This window comes from Mycobacterium senriense, assembly GCF_019668465.1.
Lineage (GTDB): Bacteria > Actinomycetota > Actinomycetes > Mycobacteriales > Mycobacteriaceae > Mycobacterium > Mycobacterium senriense.
In genome coordinates this window covers 2,751,746-2,770,934 of the sequence record NZ_AP024828.1, presented here as the reverse complement: position 1 = coordinate 2,770,934, position 19,189 = coordinate 2,751,746, and the positions used below count along the sequence as shown (strand labels likewise).

General features: G+C 65.5%; 18 protein-coding genes. 6 read left to right on the top strand and 12 right to left on the bottom strand.

What is annotated here, in order from left to right; translation table 11 throughout:
• Positions 1-2 precede the first annotated feature (2 nt).
• The 6 genes from MTY59_RS13330 to MTY59_RS13305 form a co-directional block, all read right to left on the bottom strand.
• Complete coding sequence (locus MTY59_RS13330; protein WP_221046043.1) at positions 3-1,130, bottom strand: M24 family metallopeptidase; 1,128 nt, start codon at positions 1,128-1,130, stop codon at positions 3-5.
• The gene (locus tag MTY59_RS13325) at positions 1,120-2,364 is read right to left on the bottom strand and encodes a M24 family metallopeptidase (RefSeq protein WP_221046042.1); all 1,245 of its coding nucleotides are present in this window, start codon (positions 2,362-2,364) and stop codon (positions 1,120-1,122) included. The genes MTY59_RS13330 and MTY59_RS13325 overlap by 11 nt, the downstream gene beginning before the upstream one ends.
• Complete coding sequence (locus MTY59_RS13320) at positions 2,364-3,425, bottom strand: amidohydrolase family protein (protein ID WP_221046429.1); 1,062 nt, start codon at positions 3,423-3,425, stop codon at positions 2,364-2,366. The genes MTY59_RS13325 and MTY59_RS13320 overlap by 1 nt, the downstream gene beginning before the upstream one ends.
• Before the next feature lie 153 nt (positions 3,426-3,578).
• The gene (locus tag MTY59_RS13315) at positions 3,579-4,823 is read right to left on the bottom strand and encodes a cytochrome P450 (protein ID WP_221046041.1); all 1,245 of its coding nucleotides are present in this window, start codon (positions 4,821-4,823) and stop codon (positions 3,579-3,581) included.
• A 1-nt stretch (position 4,824) separates the two neighbouring features.
• A complete protein-coding gene (locus MTY59_RS13310; protein WP_221046428.1) occupies positions 4,825-5,019 on the bottom strand; it encodes a ferredoxin in 195 nt (64 codons plus the stop codon).
• Between the two features lie 10 nt (positions 5,020-5,029).
• Complete coding sequence (locus tag MTY59_RS13305) at positions 5,030-5,695, bottom strand: TetR/AcrR family transcriptional regulator (protein WP_221046040.1); 666 nt, start codon at positions 5,693-5,695, stop codon at positions 5,030-5,032.
• A 228-nt stretch (positions 5,696-5,923) separates the two neighbouring features.
• Between MTY59_RS13305 and MTY59_RS13300 the strand changes: the two genes are divergently transcribed.
• Genes MTY59_RS13300 through MTY59_RS13285 form a run of 4 tightly spaced genes read left to right on the top strand, consistent with a single transcriptional unit; the run spans position 5,924 to position 9,906 of the window.
• The gene (locus MTY59_RS13300; protein ID WP_221046427.1) at positions 5,924-6,970 is read left to right on the top strand and encodes a glycosyltransferase family protein; all 1,047 of its coding nucleotides are present in this window, start codon (positions 5,924-5,926) and stop codon (positions 6,968-6,970) included.
• On the top strand, positions 6,967-8,208 hold the full coding sequence (locus MTY59_RS13295; RefSeq protein ID WP_221046039.1) for a glycosyltransferase family 4 protein: 1,242 nt from the start codon (positions 6,967-6,969) through the stop codon (positions 8,206-8,208). Before MTY59_RS13300 ends, MTY59_RS13295 begins: the two co-directional genes overlap by 4 nt.
• Positions 8,189-9,073 (top strand): glycosyltransferase, encoded by an 885-nt coding sequence (locus MTY59_RS13290; RefSeq protein ID WP_221046426.1) that lies wholly within the window; start codon positions 8,189-8,191, stop codon positions 9,071-9,073. The genes MTY59_RS13295 and MTY59_RS13290 overlap by 20 nt, the downstream gene beginning before the upstream one ends.
• Positions 9,073-9,906 carry a glycosyltransferase family 2 protein gene (locus MTY59_RS13285; RefSeq protein ID WP_221046038.1) on the top strand — a complete coding sequence of 278 codons (834 nt, stop codon included), beginning with the start codon at positions 9,073-9,075 and terminating at the stop codon, positions 9,904-9,906. Before MTY59_RS13290 ends, MTY59_RS13285 begins: the two co-directional genes overlap by 1 nt.
• A 27-nt stretch (positions 9,907-9,933) precedes the next feature.
• Here the strand turns inward: MTY59_RS13285 and MTY59_RS13280 are convergent, their stop codons facing one another.
• A complete protein-coding gene (locus tag MTY59_RS13280; RefSeq protein WP_221046037.1) occupies positions 9,934-10,743 on the bottom strand; it encodes an SDR family NAD(P)-dependent oxidoreductase in 810 nt (269 codons plus the stop codon).
• 170 nt (positions 10,744-10,913) lie between these two features.
• On the opposite strand from MTY59_RS13280, the gene MTY59_RS13275 reads away from it, so the two are divergent.
• Together MTY59_RS13275 and MTY59_RS13270 are read left to right on the top strand one after the other, a co-directional pair.
• The gene (locus MTY59_RS13275) at positions 10,914-11,681 is read left to right on the top strand and encodes an SDR family oxidoreductase (protein ID WP_221046425.1); all 768 of its coding nucleotides are present in this window, start codon (positions 10,914-10,916) and stop codon (positions 11,679-11,681) included.
• A 271-nt stretch (positions 11,682-11,952) separates the two neighbouring features.
• Positions 11,953-13,485 (top strand): multicopper oxidase family protein, encoded by a 1,533-nt coding sequence (locus tag MTY59_RS13270; RefSeq protein WP_250160822.1) that lies wholly within the window; start codon positions 11,953-11,955, stop codon positions 13,483-13,485.
• Between the two features lie 3 nt (positions 13,486-13,488).
• Here the strand turns inward: MTY59_RS13270 and MTY59_RS13265 are convergent, their stop codons facing one another.
• From MTY59_RS13265 to MTY59_RS13245, 5 genes are read right to left on the bottom strand one after another with little or no spacing between them, the layout of a single operon-like run.
• Positions 13,489-14,307, bottom strand: a complete 819-nt coding sequence (locus MTY59_RS13265) for an alpha/beta fold hydrolase (RefSeq protein WP_221046035.1) — start codon at positions 14,305-14,307, stop codon at positions 13,489-13,491.
• Positions 14,304-15,293 carry a cyclase family protein gene (locus MTY59_RS13260; RefSeq protein ID WP_221046034.1) on the bottom strand — a complete coding sequence of 330 codons (990 nt, stop codon included), beginning with the start codon at positions 15,291-15,293 and terminating at the stop codon, positions 14,304-14,306. Before MTY59_RS13260 ends, MTY59_RS13265 begins: the two co-directional genes overlap by 4 nt.
• The gene (locus tag MTY59_RS13255) at positions 15,281-16,108 is read right to left on the bottom strand and encodes a coniferyl-alcohol dehydrogenase (protein WP_221046033.1); all 828 of its coding nucleotides are present in this window, start codon (positions 16,106-16,108) and stop codon (positions 15,281-15,283) included. Before MTY59_RS13255 ends, MTY59_RS13260 begins: the two co-directional genes overlap by 13 nt.
• Positions 16,109-16,149: 41 nt before the next feature.
• A complete protein-coding gene (locus MTY59_RS13250) occupies positions 16,150-17,451 on the bottom strand; it encodes an LLM class flavin-dependent oxidoreductase (protein WP_221046032.1) in 1,302 nt (433 codons plus the stop codon).
• 2 nt (positions 17,452-17,453) lie between these two features.
• Positions 17,454-19,181, bottom strand: a complete 1,728-nt coding sequence (locus tag MTY59_RS13245; RefSeq protein WP_221046424.1) for an FAD-binding protein — start codon at positions 19,179-19,181, stop codon at positions 17,454-17,456.
• Positions 19,182-19,189 lie beyond the last annotated feature (8 nt).

Genomic DNA, 19,189 nt, shown 5'->3' with positions numbered 1-19,189 from the left:
GACTAGGGCTGCCAGAACGGGCTCGCGGTAAGCACTTCGGGGCCGTCGGCGGTGATCAGGACCGCTTCCCGCCCGAATACCGCGCCGACTCCTTCTTCCCACACGTAGCCCGTCACGGCCAGCACCATCCCGGGCTCCAGATGTTCGTCGGCCGCGGTGGTAGGCAGGTGCTTGGAGACGACGGGTGGGTCGAACCCCATGCCCAGGCCGCGGGCCACCGGCATCGGCGGCTCGGGCTCGTCCGCGGCCCGGTAGGCTTCGAGCAGTTCGCTCGCGCCCGCGCCGGGCCGACAGGCGGTAAACAGCTTGTTCCACAGTCGTTCCCACCGCCCATGTAGGGCGGCGGCGCCGCCGGGCGCGTGCCGGTTGTCGGCGGGCCAGGTCCGGCCGACTTCGCCGATGTAGCCTCCCGCCAGCACTCCGGCGGAGAACGCCACCAGGTCGCCGTCCTGAATGCGACCGTCGCCGTGGGCGCGCCGCCAGGGGTGCGTGCGCGATGTCACCCATGCGACATCTTGATTCGACGGCGTGCTCACACCGCCGGCCGAGGAGGCCTCGAGCAAGACACCGGCCAGCGCCTGTTCGGTTACGCCCGGCCGCAACTCCGAGACCGCGGCCGCCAGCGCAGACTCGGCCACCGCGACGGACTCGCGCAGCGCGGCGATTTCCTCGTCCGTCTTGATGCGGCGTGCCGCCCGCATGGCGAGCTCGCCGTCGACCAGCTGCGCGTTCGGAAACGCGGTCGGCAGGAGCTGCGCGAAAACCGGTGATAGCGCGTCGGTTCCGACGCGCCTGGCGGTTGCCGCACCGTCGATGCGTTGCAGGGCGGACATCGTGTTCATCGGGTTCCACGAGATGCCGTAGAGGTTCTCATGGGGGATGTCCTCGGGAACACCCTCGTCCCAGGTGCTCAGGAGGTGCACGGCACCGGTCTCACGCACCAGCACGCAGGTCGGCCCGAACGGCCGGGTGCCGGCGACCCACAGCTGCGGCGCCCCGGTGACGTAACGGACGTTGGCCTGCCGGCCGAGGACCAGGACGTCGAGATCGTGTGCCGCCATCTGAGCCAGCGCCCGCTGGCGGCGTCCCGAGCGCAGTGTGCGCTCGTCGGGCAGGACTTCAGTTGCCATAGGGGTCATAGGGGTAGTTGGTCAAACGGATCCAGCCTTCCTCGGTTATCACCAGGACCTCTTCGCTGCGGTAGCCGCCGGTGCCGTCTTCCCACACCACGGGCTCCAGCACCAGCACCATCCCGGCCTGCAGGACGAAGTTCTCGTCGAATTCCTGCCCGAGATCGGTTCCTATCATCGGCATTTCGGCGGCGTTGACCCCGATGCCGTGGCCCAGGTAGAAGTGCGGCAGCCACGGTTTGGTGCCGCCGTTCGCCTTGATAGCGGCCCGGCCCAGGTCCGCCGCGGTGGCGCCGGCCTTGGCGACGCCGAGAACCGAGCTCATGATCTCGAACCATTTGTCGAACTGCGCCCGCTGACGCGGCGACGGATCCCGCCCGACGATCCAGGTGCGCCCGAAGTCGGAGCAGTAGCCCTGATAGGTGATGCTGACGTCGGTCCACAGCACATCACCTTCGGCCAGCTCGCGTTCGGTGGTCAGTAGCGGCAGCGCCAAATCGCCGTGCGTGGTCCAGACTCCCTCGGCCTTACTCGGCGGCATCACCTGCCAGATCGGTTCGAGCATGCTGGCCGTTGCACCCAGCGCGAAGGCACGGCGCAAAAAGCTTGCCGACAAATCGATCTGACGGATACCGGGGGCCAGGCTCTTCTGGACCTCGACCATCGCCTCGTCGGTGATCCGGATCGCGGTGCGCATGCAGGACAATTCGTCCGGTGTCTTTACCGACTTGGCGGCGCTGACGATGGCCGCGGCGTCAACCGGTGCACCGCCGGGGAACAGTAGCTTCCCGGCGCGCGACATGGCGCCGGTGAACTCGTCGACCGCGACTACCGCTTTGGTCGGGATGAGGTCGGCCAGCTGACGCGCGAAATGCTGTACGCCCTCGTCGAATTCGAGGTAAACGGGCCCGTGCAAGTGGTCGGCGGGCAAGTCCGACTCCTGCGACGCCCCTTCGCGGAAGGGCAGGAACAGGTGCGGCCATTGGTCGTCGGTGAGCACCACGGCCACCGGCCGTTCAACGTAGGACAATCCGGCATCGCCGAGTGGCCAGCTGGCACCGGTGGCGTAAACCACCGCGTTGTTGCCCAGCAGGATCATCGCGTCGACCCCGCGCTCGGCCATCGCCGAACGCAGCCGGGCTCCCGTCTCGCGGCGCAGGCGAGCCAGGTCGGCTGTTTCCGGGATCACCAGTCCGTTGCCGGTGTTGGTATCCAGTTGCGCGAACGTCGTCACTACAGACCCAGGAACTTCGTGACGTTGCCGCTGACGATCTTCACCGCGTTGTCCGGACCCACCGCGTCCACAACGGATTTCAGAGATTTCTCCGAATAGCCGTAGGTGCTCTCGTTGTGCGGATAGTCGCTGGACCACATCACCTTGTCCACCCCGATCTGGTCGATCAGCTGCAGGCCCAGCGGGTCGACCATGAACGACGCGCTCATGTGGGTGTCCCAGTAGTAGCGTGGTTCGTGCTCGAGGGTCCGGTTGAACATGTGCTGGTATGACCCCATCAGGTGGTCGGCGTCCTGCAACGCCCAAGGCACCCAAGCGATCCCACCTTCGAACCAGCCGATTCGCAGCCCGGGATGATCATCGAGAATTCCGGTGAACAGGTATTTGGCGAACTGCTCGCGGAAGCCGTCAATGTTGATCATCATGCCGACCACCACGCTGTTGAACTGGCACGGGGTTTTCGGCGGCGTCTCTCCGATGTGGTGGGCCACCGGAAGACCGGCGGCCTCGATCTCGTCCCAGACCGGCTTCATTGCGGTGCTGCCGTAGTCGATGATGTTGCCGTCGTCGTCCTTGCCGGGGTTAAGCGGCAACAGGAAGGTCTTGATTCCCAATGACTTCAGCTCGGCCAGCGTCTTGCGGGCACCCTCCGGATCCCACCAGTTGATCAGCCCGGCGCCGTAGAAGTGACCGTTCGAGCGCTCCTGCAGCTCTGCGATGTATTCGTTGTAGATGCGGAAGGCGAGTTCGCGAAGCTGCTTGTCCGGGTAGTGAAACAGCGCCAGCACCGCGTTGGGGAACGCCAGTTCCTTTTCGACGCCGTCGTCGTGCAGCTCCTGGATCCGGGCCTCGATGTTGGTGCTCGCGGCCCCGGGCAGGTCGTCGTACTGCATCAGCACGGCGCTGAAGTCGCCCGGCAGAAACGACTGTCCTTTGCGGCCGACCTGGTAGGCGCCGTCCTCGTACCAGATTCGCGGTGCCTTATCCTTCAGGTCGTCCGGGAAGCGTTGGTAGAAGATGTCATCCGCCAGCGAGATGTGGTTGTCGGCCGAGAAGACCACGGTCCCCTGCGGCAGGCCGATGTCGCTGCCGGCGGCGTGGCCACGCCGATCCTTCGGAGCGCCATGACCTCCGGGCGGGTAGAGCGTGCTTGTTTGAGTCGTCATCGTTGACCCTCCATTCGGATCCGCAGTTTTGATGAGTAGCGAGCTGGGCTACCAGCTCACCGGCAGTTCGTAGACGCCGTAGGCGAGTCGGTCATCCTTGAACGGAACCTCCTCGATCGGAACGGCAAGTTGCAGCGTGGGAATGCGCCGGGCCAGCGTGTGGAACACGATCTGCAGCTCGGCGCGGGCAAGCTGTTGCCCCACGCACTGGTGCCGGCCGTAGCCGAAAGCGACGTTGCGGTCGGCACCCGAGCGATGCAGGTACAGCCGGTCCGGTTCGGCGAACGCGTCCGCGTCCCAGTTGGCCGGGGCCAAATCGATGATGATGCCCTCGCCGGCACGGATCGTCTCCCCGGCGATGTGGATGTCTTCGAGCGCGACGCGGCGCTGACCGTTCTGAATGATGCTGAGGTAGCGCAGGAGTTCTTCCACCGCGCTGGCGATGACCTTCGGATCTTCGGCATCGCGGATGACGGCCAGCTGGTCGGGATTTTCCAGCAAGGCGAGCACGCCGAGCCCGATCATGTTGGAGGTGGTTTCGTGCCCGGCGATCAGCAGGCCGGTGCCCAACTGGGCGGCCTCTTTCACGCTGAGCTCGCCGGCCGTGACCCGCTCGGCGAGGTCGGACACCGCGTCCTCGGCCGGATTCTCCATCTTGGCCTCGACCAGCTGGGCGAGGTACTTGTTCAGGCTCATCGCGCCTTTGACGGTGTCTTCACCGGTGGCGTAGCGCGCGAGGCCGACGTTGGCGTGGTGCTGGAACATGTCGGCGTCTTCGTAGGGAACGCCCAGCAACTGGCTGATCACCAGCGACGGCACCGGCAGCGCCAGCGCGGTGACGATGTCGGCGGGCTGGGGTCCGGCGAGGATCGCGTCGATGTGGTCGTCGGTGATCTGCTGGATGGTCGGGCGCAGGTTTTCGACCCGCTTGAACGTGAAGGGTTTCGACAGCATGCGCCGGAATCGGGTGTGCTCCTCACCGTCGGCGGTGAACACCGACCGCGGGCGCTTGTGCACCGTGGACAGCATGCCTTCGTTCCAGTGCGGAAATCCGGGCTGGCGGTCGTCGACGCTGACTCGTGAGTCCGAAAACAGTTCGCGCACTTGCTCGTAGCCCGTAATGAGCCAGGGTGTGCTGCCGTCCCAGATCCGGACCCGGGACAGCGGGCGGACTTCGGCGAGTGCCATGACGTCCGGTGGTGGCGCGAACGGGCAGCGCGGCTCCCTGGCCATCGGGTAATCCGGGATATCGGAGGTCTGCTCCGTAGCGGTACTCGTCAGTGTGTCTGACATGTCATTCCTCGATGTGGATGGCAAGCGCGGGGCAGGCCGCGGCCGCCCGCCGCGCGCCTTCGGCCTGTTCGGGCGTCGGATTGGGATTGAGCAGTTCGACGACACCGTCGTCGTCACGCTGGTCGAACACTTCGGGCGCATTCATCACGCAGTTCCCCGAAGAAGCGCAAACATTTTGGTCAACAGTCACTTTCATCTGCACGTCCTTACTCGTACGCCGTCACGGGCGCCAGCCACAGGCCCACGATCGCGTCGATGAGACCAGACGCCGCGGCCCGCCATGAACGATGAGACGTCACCGCGCCCGCGGCAAGCGCGCGTTCACGATCAGCACAGCTGTGCATCAACAGGTTTCGGGCCATGATGTTGCGTTCGAAGTGCACCTCGGCCGGCAGTTCGGGCAGGCAGCGGTTGATGCCCTCGACGACCTGGACCAGCGACCGGGAGCTGAGCGCGCCCTTGACGATGATGTTGTAGTAGGCCGGGTCGGTCATTGCCTGGGCCGCGAAACGCGCGTACCAGGTCGGGTTGCCCAACTCGTCCAGGTGATCGGTGAGCGGGCGTACCAAACACGCCACCCAGTTGCGCATTTCGGTCGAACCGCCCGTGTCGAGCAGTTCGGTCACCATCTGTTCGCGTAGCTGCTCGACGGGCCCGCGGTGCTTCTGCTCGATCGCCCGCACCAGGTCGGCCTTGGTGCCGAAGTGGTAACCGACGGCAGCGTTGTTGCCCTGGCCCGCGGCCTCGCTGACCTGCCGGTTGGACACCGCGAACATGCCATGCTCGGCGTACAGGCGCTCGGCCGCCGCCAGGATCGCCTCCTGGGTGGAACTGGCCCGTTCCGTGCGAACGGTCCGGCCGGCGGTGGTCATTTGCTCAGTCAACCCCGTGGCAGAGTTTAAGTCAAGTGATTGATTTAAGCTGACCGCTGCATGGCCGCGGGCCCCCAGTTTGGACGTGCGGATCGCGGGTACTGCAGCTTGGCACTGTTCTTCAGACCGCAGGAACGGTTCTGGTTCTCGATTGACGGGACAGTGCCGCCAGGTTGCGCGGCTGCCCCACTGTTTTAGGAAGAGGGCGAGTTGTTGCGCGTCGCTTCGGTGCCGGCGTCACACGTCTATGTTCGCCACCTCAGTGATTCGGACGTGGATTGTGTTGTGCGTCTGGATGATCCGGTTCCCGCGGACGGCCGTACCGTGCCGGGAGGCTGGTGGCCGCCGCTGATGCTGGAGCCGGGCTGGGTCAGCGACAATCACTCACGATTCGACGTGTTCCACATCCACTTCGGATTCGACGCCGTGGGTCCCGAGGTTTTGGCCGGAGTCGTCCAGGAGCTCAAGATGAACGACAAGCCCCTTGTCTACACGGTGCACGACTTGCGTAATCCGCACCACCCGGAGCCCGAAGCCCACACCGCGCAACAGGACGTCCTGATTTCCGCCGCCGATGAACTCATAACGCTGACACCGGGTGCCGCACAGCTGATTTGGGACAATTGGGGACGGCGGGCCAGGGTACTACCGCATCCTCATGTGCTCGAAAAGGAATGGATCGAGAAGGCGCGCAGCCGTAGCGAGCGATTCGTCGTCGGCCTCCACGCCAAGAGCCTGCGCGCCAACATGGACCCGTTGCCCATCGTCCACGCACTGACGGCGATCTTGGAGTCGCTGCCCGGCGCGATCCTGCAGGTCGATGTCCACGACGAGATCTTCGATCCCGATAATCACTGGTTCGCACCGGAGGCCGGCGCGGCGCTGCTGGCCTACGACTCACACGAGCACGTCCACGTCCGAGTGCACCCGTATTTCTCGGACGCCGAACTGTGGGAATACCTCGCGTCGCTGACGGTGTCTGTGCTGCCCTACCGGTTCGGCACCCATTCCGGATGGCTGGAAGCCAGCTACGATCTCGGAACCGCCGTAGTCGCGCCCAGCTGCGGCTTCTATCACCAGCAACGTCCCTGCGGTGTCTTCGGCTTCGGCGAGGAGGGCTTCGACGAAGCGTCGCTTTGCCGTGCGATCCACCAGGCATATGCCCGCTGGGCTACCGGCCGCCCCGCGCCGAGGGCCGGGTGGGCGGCGCGGCTCGCCGAACGACGAAAGCTGGCGTCCACGCATCGCACCATCTATCGCAGCATCTTGAGATGACTGGACGACCGCGCGTGGCGCTGATCGCCTCGACTCGCTACCCGATTCGGCAACCGTTCGCCGGGGGGCTCGAGGCACATGTCTGCCACCTGACCCGCGCGCTGGCATCTCGCGGTCATCGGGTTTCGCTGTTCGCGGCAGCCGGTTCGGATCCCGGCTTGAAATGTCGGAAGCTCGACGTGCGTCCGCTGGATTTGTCCGAGGCGGCGCGCCGCGACGTATCAATGCCCGCAGCGGCCTTCATGGCCGATCATCACGCGTACCTGTCGTTGATGTTGTGGCTCGCCGGGCCCGGCAGCCAAGAGTTCGACGTCATTCACAACCACAGCCTCCATTACCTGCCGGTGGCGATGGCGTCGGCCCTGTCCACCCCGATGCTGACCACGGTGCACACCCCGCCAACCCCGTGGCTCGAGTCGGCGATCGGCGCCTGCACTGGACAAGGCACCCGGTTTGCGGCCGTTTCCCAACACACCGCGGCGGCGTGGGAAAACCTCACCGGCGATATCACGGTGATTCCCAACGGCATCCACACTGGCCAGTGGCCCCTCGGCCCTGGCGGGGCTTCCCTGGTGTGGTTTGGCCGGATCACCCCGGAAAAGGCACCCCATCTGGCAATCGAAGCGGCCCGACGGGCTTGCAGGCCTTTGGTACTCGCCGGCCCGATCTCCGATCGCAAGTACTTCCTCGGCCATATCCAGCCTCATTTGCACGGTTGTGTTCGATATGCCGGCCATCTGGACCATGAGCGTCTGGCCCACTTGGTCGGTCATGCCGCCGCGGCGCTTGTCACCCCGACCTGGGACGAGCCTTACGGCCTTGTCGTCGCCGAAGCGATGTCGTGCGGCACCCCCGTTGTGGCGTTTGCCCTCGGGGGTATACCCGAGCTCATCAGCACCTCGTCGGGACGGCTCGTCGCTGCCGGTGACGTCACCGCGATGGCGGACGCCATTCCCGCCGCGATAACGCTGTCACGAAAGAAGGTGCGCGAACACGCTATTCGGCACTGCTCGGCGGACTCGATGGTGACCGCCTACACCGACATGTACCGACAAATGATGGACGACTTCGCGGGCAGGCAAGATGATCGGGTATTACATTCACCACCAGGGTTTCGGACATCTGGCGCGGGCCATCAGCATCTGCGGCCGGATGCGCCGCCCGGTGACAGCCCTCACGTCACTGGATGTTCCCGAGCCACACCCGTTTTCGATGGTCGTGAGGCTGCCGCGCGATGACGCGGGACCGCAGCGCGAGACGACCGCACACGGCGCGCTGCATTGGGCGCCCCATCACGACGCCGGGTTCAGTGCGCGGATGAATGAGATCGCCAGGTGGGTATCCGATGCGCGGCCCGAAGCCGTCGTGGTTGATGTCTCGGTGGAGGTGGCGGTATTCATTCGGCTGCTCGGCGTGCCGGTGATCGTCATGGCGTTGCCCGGCAACCGGGTGGATGCCCCGCACGTGCTGGTGCACCGGCTCGCCGATCACATCGTGGCGGCCTGGCCGCGAGCATTGTGTGTCCCGTCATGGCTGCGGCAATGGGACGAGAAAACGAGTTACGTCGGTGGGATCAGCCGTTTCGAGGGCCGCGACGGCTGTGACGCCGGATCCGGATCGTCGATACCAGCCAAGCCGTTGAAGGAGACCCGGGTACTCGTGTTGAGCGGAGCCAGCGACACGTTCGGCGCATCGCTACAAGACTGCGCCGCAGCACATTCGGTCCATTCATGGACGACGCTCGGCGGTAGCGGCGGATCATGGAAGCATGATCCGTGGCGCGAAATCCGCGAGGCGGATGTAGTGGTAACCCACGGGGGTCAGAGTTGTATTGCCGATGTCGCCGCCGCGAGACGGCCCGCAACAGTCTTCCCGCAACCCCGTCCCTTCGATGAGCAGCGGGCCACGGCCCGGGTGCTCAAGCGCCACCGGCTTACGGTGGTCGTCGAAGGCATACCTGATCCACGTGCGTGGCCCGCGTTGCTGACTGCCGCGACCGCGACCGATCCCCAGCGGTGGCGGCGCTGGGAAGTGGATGGGGCCGCCAACCGCGCCGCCGAAGCGATCGAGTCGACGGCCCGTCGTTGCAGGCCAGGCACATAGTGCGGACCGCCGTCATCACGGTTGTTCACCGCCGAGGCACCCACCTGCGCCGGCAGCTCGAAGGCCTGGCCTCCGGCACGCTGCGGCCGGACATGCACATTGTGGTCGCGCTCGATGACTCCACCGTCGCGGCCACCGTCGCTGAGCTTGGCGCGTCGGCGACGGTGGTTGACTACCCGGCCTCCCACCCGTTGCCGTTGGCGATGGGGCGCAACGTGGGCGCGACCACGGCGGTACGAAATGCCGCAGAGCTCTTGGTGTTTCTCGACGTCGACTGCATCCCCGGCACGGAGTTACTCGACCGCTACCACCGCGTCGCAGGCGAATCCGAGCACGAAGACGCGATCCTGAACGGGCCTGTCACCTATTTGCCACCCCCCGGCCCGGGCGGCTACGTGATCTCGAAGGTGCGGTCGAAACCCCGACCGCATCGCGCCCGGCCCGCGCCGCAAGACGGCGCCGTCGTTTCCACGACGGACTACGCACTGTTCTGGTCGCTGTCGTTCGCGGTGAAAGCCGCCACCTGGCAGCGAATCGGCGGATTCTGTGAGCTGTACCGCGGCTACGGCGCGGAGGACACCGACTTCGGGCAATGCGCGGCGGCGCGACGAGTTCCGATGCGGTGGGTTGGTGGGGCACACGCATTCCACCAGTACCACGCGGTCACCGACCCCCCCGTAGACCACCTGGACGACATATTGCGCAACGCCGCGATCTTCCATCGACGTTGGGGATGGTGGCCGATGGATGGCTGGCTGTCCGCCTTCGCGGACAAGGGCCTCATCAGCCGCAACGCCGACGGACGTCCGGTCCGCGCAGCGGCTCGAACGTGACCGCAGTGCCACTATCGAGCAGTTCGGTCATCCGTCGCGCTTCTTGGATCGAATCGGCTTGCCCGCCACGGTCCCACCGTCGACCGGCAGCACGGTGCCGGTGACATAGCGCGAGCGGTCGGTGGCGAAATACAGGGCCGCCTCGGCGACGTCGTCGGGCGTGCCCTCACGCTTGAGCGGCCGATCCTCCCGCATCGTCTCGCGGATCCGCGCCTCGAACTGCTTCAGTTGCTCGGGGTCCATGCCGGCCCCCGACTTCCCCAGGATCGGGGTGGGGATGTTGCCGGGGGCGATGGCGTTGACCCGAATCTCGTGTTGCGCCAACTCAATTGCGGCGGCCTTGGTGAATTGAATGACGGCCGCTTTGGATGCGCGGTAGATCATCACACCACCGCCGGCCTGAATGCCGCCGATCGAGGTGATGTTGATGATCGACCCGCCGCCGTGTTCGACCATGTGCCGCGCGGCATCTCGGGTACCCGCCATCACGCCCAGCACGTTGACTCCCATCACGCGGTGAAAATCGCTGAGGTCGTCGTCAAGCAGCATGCGCAGCGGGCTCGAGATGCCGGCGTTGTTTACCATGACGTGCAGACCGCCGAACTTCTCGACCGCACCGCCCACCAGGGCTGCCACCTGTTCGGGATCCGAGACGTCGGTCTGGCGGAAGACGGCGTTGACACCGAGCGATTTTGCCAGAGTCTCCCCTCGGTCGGTCTCGACGTCGGCGATGACCACCTTCGCGCCCTCGGCCACAAACCGCTCCGCAAGGCCGCGACCGAGGCCCGAGGACCCGCCGGTGACGATGGCGACCTTGCCATCCAATTCATTAACCACACGACGAGTTAATCGGCGCATGGCGCGTTAAGTCAAGCAACTGATTTAATGCGGCGGCAGACGGGTGTCCCGTATGCGGCATGACCGCGGATCTTCCGGGGTTCCCGCCCGCCGAGGTCTGCGCCATGCTTGGGAAGGCCAGTTCGTCGGGAAACGGGAAAGGCGTGATCATGAAGGTGTTGGTAATAGGTGGCAGCGGGCTGATCGGGTCACAGGTCGTCGCCAGGCTCACCGAGCTGGGACACGAGGCGGTCCCGGCGTCGCCGAGCACGGGCGTCAATGCCGTGACCGGTGAAGGTGTCGCCGACGCCGTCGCGGGAGTCCACACGGTCGTCGACGTGTCCAACTCGCCGTCCTGGGCCGACGACGATGTCCTGAACTTCTTCACCACGTCTTCCCGCAACCTGCTGGACGCGGAGCGGGCCGCGGGCGTACAGCATCACGTCGCCCTGTCGATCGTGGGCGCCGACCGGGCAGCTGAGAGTGGCTACATGCGAGCCAAGGTTGCACAGGAAAAAGTGATCGTGGAATCGGGACAGCCGTATTCGATCGTGCGGGCAACCCAGTTCTTCGAATTCGTTGACGGCATTGCTGATTCGTTCGCCCAGGGCGACACCGTCCGCGCCCCGCACGGGGCGTTCCAGCCGATCGCCGCTGCGGATGTTGCCCTGGCGGTCACCCGCGCGGCGACAAGCGATCCGGTCAACGCGGTGATCAACATCGCCGGTCCCGAAAAGCATGGGATGGACGACTTCATCCGCACGCGGTTTGCGGCCACCGGTGATGCGCGCACCGTGGTGACAGATAACGATGCCCGCTATTACGGTGCGGTGCTCGACGACCGCAGCATCGTTCCCACCGACGACGAAGAAGTGGCCGTCTACCCCACCACGTTCAGCGACTGGATGGCCGCGCAGGCAGCGAGCGGCGCCCAGTAGGTCCACAAGTGCGCGAGTGGCACCATCGAGTATCGCTCGCTGTCCCCAGATACGTTTACGCGGAATCACATTGAAGTGATTGCGTACTGTCACCGTCCCCGGGGGTATGCCTTCGCGCGATCATCGGAGGGTCTAGCGCTCGCGGTTGCGCTCCGCCTAGCATCCAAGCACGAGAACGTCAGCGTGAGCCAAAGACGAGGAGCACCGATCGCCCGTGCAGCCCATAAGCGGTGTCCCTGTCGACAGAACTCGGCTCACCAGACGCGGTTTCATGGCCGCAGGCATCGCCGGTGGATTGGCGCTGACGGCGTGCAGCCAATCCAAACCGGAGCCGACGGGCAATGCACGGTTGACCGCCGCCATCGCCGAAACCGAGGCCGCCCGTCCGCATAGCGGCCGCACCGTCACCGCCATGCTCACCCCCCAGCAAGTCGAGGTCGACCTGGGTGGGCCGGTCGTGCGCACGCTGGCCTACGGCAACAGCATCCCGGGCCCGGCGATCCGGGCCCGCATCGGTGACGAGGTCGAGGTGACTGTGGCGAACCGGCTCGATCATCCGACGTCGGTGCATTGGCACGGCATCGCGCTGCGCAACGATATGGACGGCGCCGAGCCCGCCACACCCAACATCGCGGCCGGCCACGACTTCACCTACCGGTTCTCCGTGCCGAATTCGGGCACCTACTGGGCGCACCCGCACACCGGCCTGGACGAGGACACCGGTCTCTATCTGCCGGTCATCGTCGACGACCCGACCGAGGGCAACTACGACGCCGAATGGATCGTCGTCCTTGACGATTGGACCGACGGCGTCGGGAAGAGCCCGCAGCAGCTCTACAGCGAACTGAGCAACCCGAACAAGCCTCCGCAGACCACGCCCGAAACGACGACCGAGACGACGTCGACAACCGAGACATCGTCCGAAACGACGTCGACCAGCCCGACCACCTCGACAAGCCCACCGCCGCCCGCGGCGGCTCGTGTCGGCACCAGCGACCTGCTCGGTGGCGACGCCGGAGATATCGCCTACCCGTACTATCTGATCAACGGGCGAATCCCCGCTTCCCCCACGACGTTTAATGCCAATCCGGGTCAACGCATCCGGATCCGCTTCATCAACACCGCCTCCGACACCGCCTTCCGGGTCGCACTCGGCGGCCACGCGATGACGGTGACTCACACCGACGGCTACCCCGTGGTGCCCACGCAAGTCGACGCGCTGCTCATCGGAATGGCCGAACGCTACGACGTCAGCGTGACCGCCTCGGACGGTGTCTTCCCACTGGTCGCCGTCGCCGAAGGCAAGAACGGCCTGGCCCGCGCATTGTTGTCGACGGCTTCGGGCAGCGCCCCCGACCCGCAATTCCAGCCGGGCGAACTCACCAAGCGGGTGGGCACCGTCGAGATGTTCACGGCCACAACGCCGGTCAACCTTGGACGCCCCGATCCCAGCCTCAATCTCCCCGTGGTCCTGGGCGGCAACATGATGCAATACAACTGGACGATCAACGGTGAGCCCTACGGCAAGACGAATCCGCTGCACGTCCAGCAGGGCCAACGGCCCACCATCACGTTCGACAACGCCACCATGATGTATCACCCAATTCACCTGCATGGTCACACTTTCCAGGTGATCAGGGCCGACGGAAGCCCGGGTCCTCGTAAGGACACCGTGGTGGTGCTGCCCAGGCAAAGGCTTCTCGCCGTCCTCGTTGCCGATAACCCCGGAACCTGGGTGATGCACTGCCACAACACCTATCACCAGGCGGCCGGAATGATGACCCGCCTGGATTACGTCTTCTGACGTTCAGAGTGCGCCCAAAAAATCCAGCAGCAAGTCGTTGACCACCGACGACTGCTCGATCTGGGGGCAGTGCCCAGCCCTGTCGACTACAACGGAGCGAGCCCCATCGATCTGCTTGGCGATCTCGGCGGCCCAGTCGGTCGGAAGGAGCTTATCCCCCGCCCCTTCGACGACAAGCGTTGGCACGCCGATGCGTTCGTAGGCTCGGCTGGTTGGAGGGGTTGCGGACGGTGTGGCGCCGGGGCGGCGGAACCTGGCCGCGGCGACGGCTTCCCATGCTCCCGGTGCGGTGCTCGACTCGTATCGGCGGCGCACATAGTCGTCGTCGGCGGGATAGCCGGAGTCGAAGAACAGCGCTTTGACGATGCGGCGCATCGCGGGCAACGTCGCGTCGTAGTTCTGCAGCGCCTCGAAATGCTCGTTCTGCTGGATCTCGCCACCGCCGCAGATGATCGCCAAGCTGCGCACCGGGAGTAGCGGTGTGTCCGACGTGGCGTCGGTCAGCAGATTGATGGCGCCCATCGAATTGCCCACGAAGTGCGCCGAGTCGACGCCGAGCAGTTCGCAAAAGCGCGCCACATGCCGGATCCGCATCCCGCGGCCGTCGACGAAGTCGATGACCTTGGCGGACTCCCCGAAGCCCAACTGGTCGGGCGCCAGGACTCGATACCGCCCGGCGAGCGCGGCGATGTTGCGTTCCCAGCCGAGTTCGGCGCCGGCGCCGAACTCACCCCCGTGCAGCAATACCACGGGTTGGCCGTCGCCGGCTTCCAGATAACTCGTCGCCAGGCCGTCAACCGACAGGGTTTTGCGCTGCATCATTTGATCGCGATCGGGTTCACCGGTGAGCCCACTGCCCCAACGAATCTCAGCGGTGGTGCGATGAGTTGAAACTCGTAGACGCCGTCGGCGGCGCAGTCGGCCGCCAGTGCGGTCAGATCCCAGTACTCACCCAGCATGAGCCCCATATCGCGCAAGCACAGCAGGTGCATGGGCAAAAATGCGCCCTCGACATCGATCACCAGGTCCTCGACCTGGAGATTGTCGGAGGCGACCGCCGCGACGTCATGGTCGTGCAGCCACGAGGCACAACGCCAGTGCAGACCGGAGAATGGCTCCGTCTTGTTGCCCGTCTGCAGGAACCTTGTCCACCAGCCGGTGCGGATCAGCACGATGTCGCCGCTCTCGATCGTCACGTCCTGCGCGCGCACGACGTCATCGAGTTCCTGCGGGGTGATCGGTTTACCCTGTTCGAGGAAGACTTCCGCGTTACGGTGGCGGACGAGGTCCAGCAGCACGCCTCGCGAAGTGATGCCTTTGACATCAACCTTGTCGATGCTGCAGTGGTAGGCGCCCATACTCGTCACGGAATTCGACGGGAAGCCGTTATAGAGTTTGCCTTCGTAGTAGACGTGCGACAGCGCATCCCACTGGGTGGCCGCCTGTAGCGGCATGATGATCATGTCCTCGTTGAACCGAAACAGGTTGTCGACGAAGTAGTTACCCAGCTGCGTTGCCGTCGGGTTCTGCGTCCACCCGGGACCGTACTGGGGAAGCGAGCTCGCATCCCCGCCGTCCACGGTCATAAGAAGCATGGGGTTGTGCCGAAAACCGAAGGCGCCCTGTGGCCCCGACGAACCGAAGTCCACTCCGAGCGGAAACACTTTGCCATGCCGGACCAGACTCGCGGCCTGACTGACCTTTTCCTCGGTGATGAAGTTCAGCGTGCCCAGTTCGTCGTCATCACCCCACCGGCCCCAGTTGCTGACTTCGCGAGCGACCCGGCGGAAGTCGGTCACAGTGGCCACGGAGCACGCCCTTCCTCGAGTTCGCGAGCGATCGCTGCGCCCACGTTTCCGCCGTCGACCCACAGAATCTGGCCCGAAATATAGCTGGCGGCATTGCTATTCAGGAAGAGCAGCACCGCGGCCTGCTCGGCGGGACCGGAGACGCGGCCCAGCGGCTTGGGAATGTCGTCGAGGAAGCCCTGTCCGTACGCCGTGCGCAGCTGGTCCAGGATCGGCGTCTCGGTGACCCCGGGTCCGGTGCAGTTGATGCGGATTCCGCGCGCGCCCAGCGGCGTTGCGCTGCGCATGGTGTACAGGATGATCGCTTCCTTGGACAGTTGGTAGCCGGTGCCCAGCGCATCGGGATGGCTTTCGCACCAATCGATGCCGTCCCGCATGCCGGCGGTGTCGAGCAACGGCGCCACCTGTTGCAGGTGCTCGCGGTACGCGGCCGCCGCAAGCGAGGACACGCTCACGATGGACGATCCCGCGGCCATCTGGGGGATGAGCGCTTCGGTGATGTGGCGCATGCCCAGGAAGTTGATGGTCACGACGAGTGGCGGATCGCCGATCCCGGACGATACGCCCGCAACGTTGAACAGTGCATCGACCTGACCCGTCACCGCGCCGACCGCCGACTCGATCGACGTTTGGTCGGCCAGGTCGACCTCATGGAACTCGTCCATCGCGAAGTCCGGTCGCCGTTTGTCCAACCCGATGACCTCGGCACCAAGCTCAATGAGCTGGCGCACCACGTGTTCGCCGATGCCGGAAGCACATCCGGTCACCACCGCCCGGCGGCCGTCGTAGCGCCACAGCTCGTCGATGTCTCCCAAGGCTCGCCTCGAAATTCTCCCGACTCAGATGCCGTCCGGCGCTACTTCTGCTGGTCCTTTGCGCGCTGCGCCGCCTGCACGCGACCCTCGTTGATCTCCGCCATGGCTTCGGGGATCTCGCTGGCGGTGAACTTACCGCCGCGACCGGTCGGGAGTCCACCAAACGAGTAATTCTCGTCGAATTGTGGTGCAGTCGATTTCGGGCGGCGCGCCTCCACCTTTTCGATGACAGGCTCCAGCCGTTTCGCCTTTTCCGTCACGGCCTTTGCGTCCCGCTCGATGAATTCGGGAAGCACCTCTTTGCCCATCAGCTCGATGGATTCCATGGTGCCCTCGTGACTGCGTGGGTTGAGCAGCAAGATGATTTCGTCGACGCCGCTTTCTTCGTAGCCGCGCAGGAACTCGCGCACCGTGGCCGGAGAGCCGATGGCACCCTGGCCGGGCCCGTACGCCAGCGTCGGATCCTTCTCCACCTCTTCCAGATAGCGCTTCCAGACTCCGGTGCGCCCCGGCGTGTGTACCCCGGTCATGTAGTAGTGCATGATGCCGAACGAGAAGAAGCCGCCACCCTGCCCGAGCCGCTGCAACGCCTGCTCGTCGGTCTTGGCCACCATCATGGACAGGTCCCCGCCGATGGCCAGGATGTTCGGGTTGATCCGGGGAGTGACCGGCACGCCGTTCTCCTCGAACTCCTTGTAGTAACCGTTGACCCGCTCGGTGAGGGGTCCTGGGCCGGTGTAGGCAAAACTCAATGCGCCGATCGCCTTTTGGGCGGCCATCTGCACGCTGGCCGGCCGCGTGCAGGCGACCCAGACCGGAGGGTGCGGCTTCTGCAGCGGCTTGGGAACGACGTTGCGGGCGGGCATCTGGACGTGTTCGCCGTTGAACCCGGTGAACGGCTCTTCGATCATGCAGCGGATCGAGACCTCGAGGGCTTCTTCCCACTGCGCGCGCTTGTCGGCGGGGTCGATGTTGAATCCGCCGAGTTCACCGACCGACGACGACTCGCCGGTACCGAATTCGACGCGGCCGTTGGACAGCAGGTCGAGGGTGGCGATGCGCTCGGCCACCCGGGCGGGGTGGTTGACCACCGGCGGCAGGTGCATGATGCCGAATCCCAGGCGAATGTTCTTGGTGCGCTGGCTGGCCGCGGCCAAGAAGATCTCCGGTGCCGTCGAGTGGCAGTACTCCTCGAGGAAGTGGTGCTCGGTCAGCCACACGGTGGAGAAGCCTGCCTTGTCGGCGGCCTCGACCTCGTTGAGACAGTCCTGCAGCATCACGTGTTCGTCGTCGGGCGCCCAGGGCCGCGGCAGTGCGAATTCGTAGAACAGCGAGATCTTCATCGTTACCTCCTATGAGTATTAATGGCTCGGTTGGCTGCTTGCGCCGCAACGTGTTTCGCCGCGACGTAGCCGAAGGTCATGGCTGGGCCGATGGTCGCTCCGGCACCGGCGTAGCTGCGGCCCATCACCGGGGCGGACGTGTTACCCACCGCGTACAGGCCGGGCACCGCGCTGCCGTCGGCCCGTAGCACGCGGGCGTGTTCGTCGGTCAGCAGACCGCCCGAGGTGCCGAGGTCCCCGAGAACGATCCGGAAGGCGTAGTACGGCGGATCACCAAGCGGATACAGGTTCGGGTTGGGCAGGGTGTGGTCGCCGTAGTAGTTGTCGTACACGCTGTCGCCGCGGTTGAAATCGTCGTCGTGGCCCTTGCGGGCGAGTTCGTTGAACCGGCGGGCGGTTTCGGCGAGCTGGTCCGCGGGCACGCCGATCTTGGCCGCCATTTCGTCCCAGGTCGTGGCCGCTTTGACGACGCCCGATTCCAGCCAGGCCGGCGGGATCTTGCGGCCGGTGGGCACCGGCGCCCCCGGGATCCTGGGTATCGGCAGGTGTCCCCCGACGACGTAGCGGTTGAACGATCGGTGGTCGGTGATCAGCCAGCACGGGATGTGCGTGACGCCGGATCGCTGGCCCTCGATCATGGCGTGACCGAGGTCCATGTAGGGAGCCGCCTCATTGATGAATCGCTTGCCGGCGCCGTTGACGATGAACTGCGCCGGCATCATCCGTTCGTTGAGCATGAATTGCATACGGCCGTCCGGCCACTGGATCGCCGGAAACCACCAGGCCTCGTCAAGCAGATCCGTTGCAGCGCCCACCTTTTGGCCGGCGCGGATGCCGTCACCCATCGCCGCGGGATTGCCGAAGCTCCAGTCCTGGTCCACCTCGGGCAGAAGCTCTTTGCGCCAGGCCAGGTCGTGGTCGAATCCGCCGGACGCCAGGATGACGCCCAGCCGCGCACCGATCCGCTGCTCCTTGCCCTCGCGCTCCACCACCGCGCCGGTGACCGACCCGTCGACGTCGGTGAGCAGCTGCACCATCGGCGAGTCCAGCCAGAGCGGGATGCCGCGTTCCCGCAATGCCAGCCGGAGCCGGGCCGCCAGTGACTGTCCGATCGCGGCCATCCGCTCCCCGAACACCCTCGCCCGGACCATTCGCGCAATCAACTTGAGCAGCACGCCCTTGCCCGCCCACGACTGCCTGATCCGATAGAACGTGCGCAGGTCCTTTGGTCCCAACCAGATTCCCTTCGGCGCCAGAGCCAGGGGCGCGAGCAGCTTCTGCTCGTCGGGACCCAACTTCCGCAAATCGATCGCGGGCACGTTGATCGTGCTGCCGAGCTCGGAGCCGCCGGGCAGTTCGGGGTAGTAGTCGGCGTAGCCGGGCTTCCAGACGAATTCGAACCATCCGGACAGCTGCTCCAAGAACTGCAGCATTTGCGGCGCGCTCTCGACGTATTGCCGCAGCCGGGCTTCGCTGACCAATCCGTCCGTGATCAGCTTGAGGTAGCCCACAACGGCTTCGGGCGAGGGCACATAGCCCTCCCGCCGCTGCGCGGGAGCCCCGGGCACCCAGATGCCGCCACCGGACAAAGCGGTGGAACCGCCGAAGTGGGACGACTTTTCGATCACCAGTGCGTCAAGCCCGGCGGCCTGCGCCGTCAGCGCGGCCGTCATGCCGCCACCGCCGGACCCGACGATGAGCACGTCGACAACGTGATCGAAACCGTCCAGTGCCGCCG

What these genes read in the sequence shown, in the direction of transcription:
- MTY59_RS13275 (WP_221046425.1), top strand. Translation starts at nt 10,914, where the DNA reads ATGAAGGTGTTGGTAATAGGTGGCAGCGGGCTGATCGGGTCACAGGTC.
- MTY59_RS13305 (WP_221046040.1), bottom strand. Translation starts at nt 5,695, where the DNA reads ATGACCACCGCCGGCCGGACCGTTCGCACGGAACGGGCCAGTTCCACC.
- MTY59_RS13270 (WP_250160822.1), top strand. Translation starts at nt 11,953, where the DNA reads ATGGCCGCAGGCATCGCCGGTGGATTGGCGCTGACGGCGTGCAGCCAA.
- MTY59_RS13265 (WP_221046035.1), bottom strand. Translation starts at nt 14,307, where the DNA reads ATGATGCAGCGCAAAACCCTGTCGGTTGACGGCCTGGCGACGAGTTAT.
- MTY59_RS13310 (WP_221046428.1), bottom strand. Translation starts at nt 5,019, where the DNA reads ATGAAAGTGACTGTTGACCAAAATGTTTGCGCTTCTTCGGGGAACTGC.
- MTY59_RS13250 (WP_221046032.1), bottom strand. Translation starts at nt 17,451, where the DNA reads ATGAAGATCTCGCTGTTCTACGAATTCGCACTGCCGCGGCCCTGGGCG.
- MTY59_RS13315 (WP_221046041.1), bottom strand. Translation starts at nt 4,823, where the DNA reads ATGTCAGACACACTGACGAGTACCGCTACGGAGCAGACCTCCGATATC.
- MTY59_RS13295 (WP_221046039.1), top strand. Translation starts at nt 6,967, where the DNA reads ATGACTGGACGACCGCGCGTGGCGCTGATCGCCTCGACTCGCTACCCG.
- MTY59_RS13330 (WP_221046043.1), bottom strand. Translation starts at nt 1,130, where the DNA reads ATGGCAACTGAAGTCCTGCCCGACGAGCGCACACTGCGCTCGGGACGC.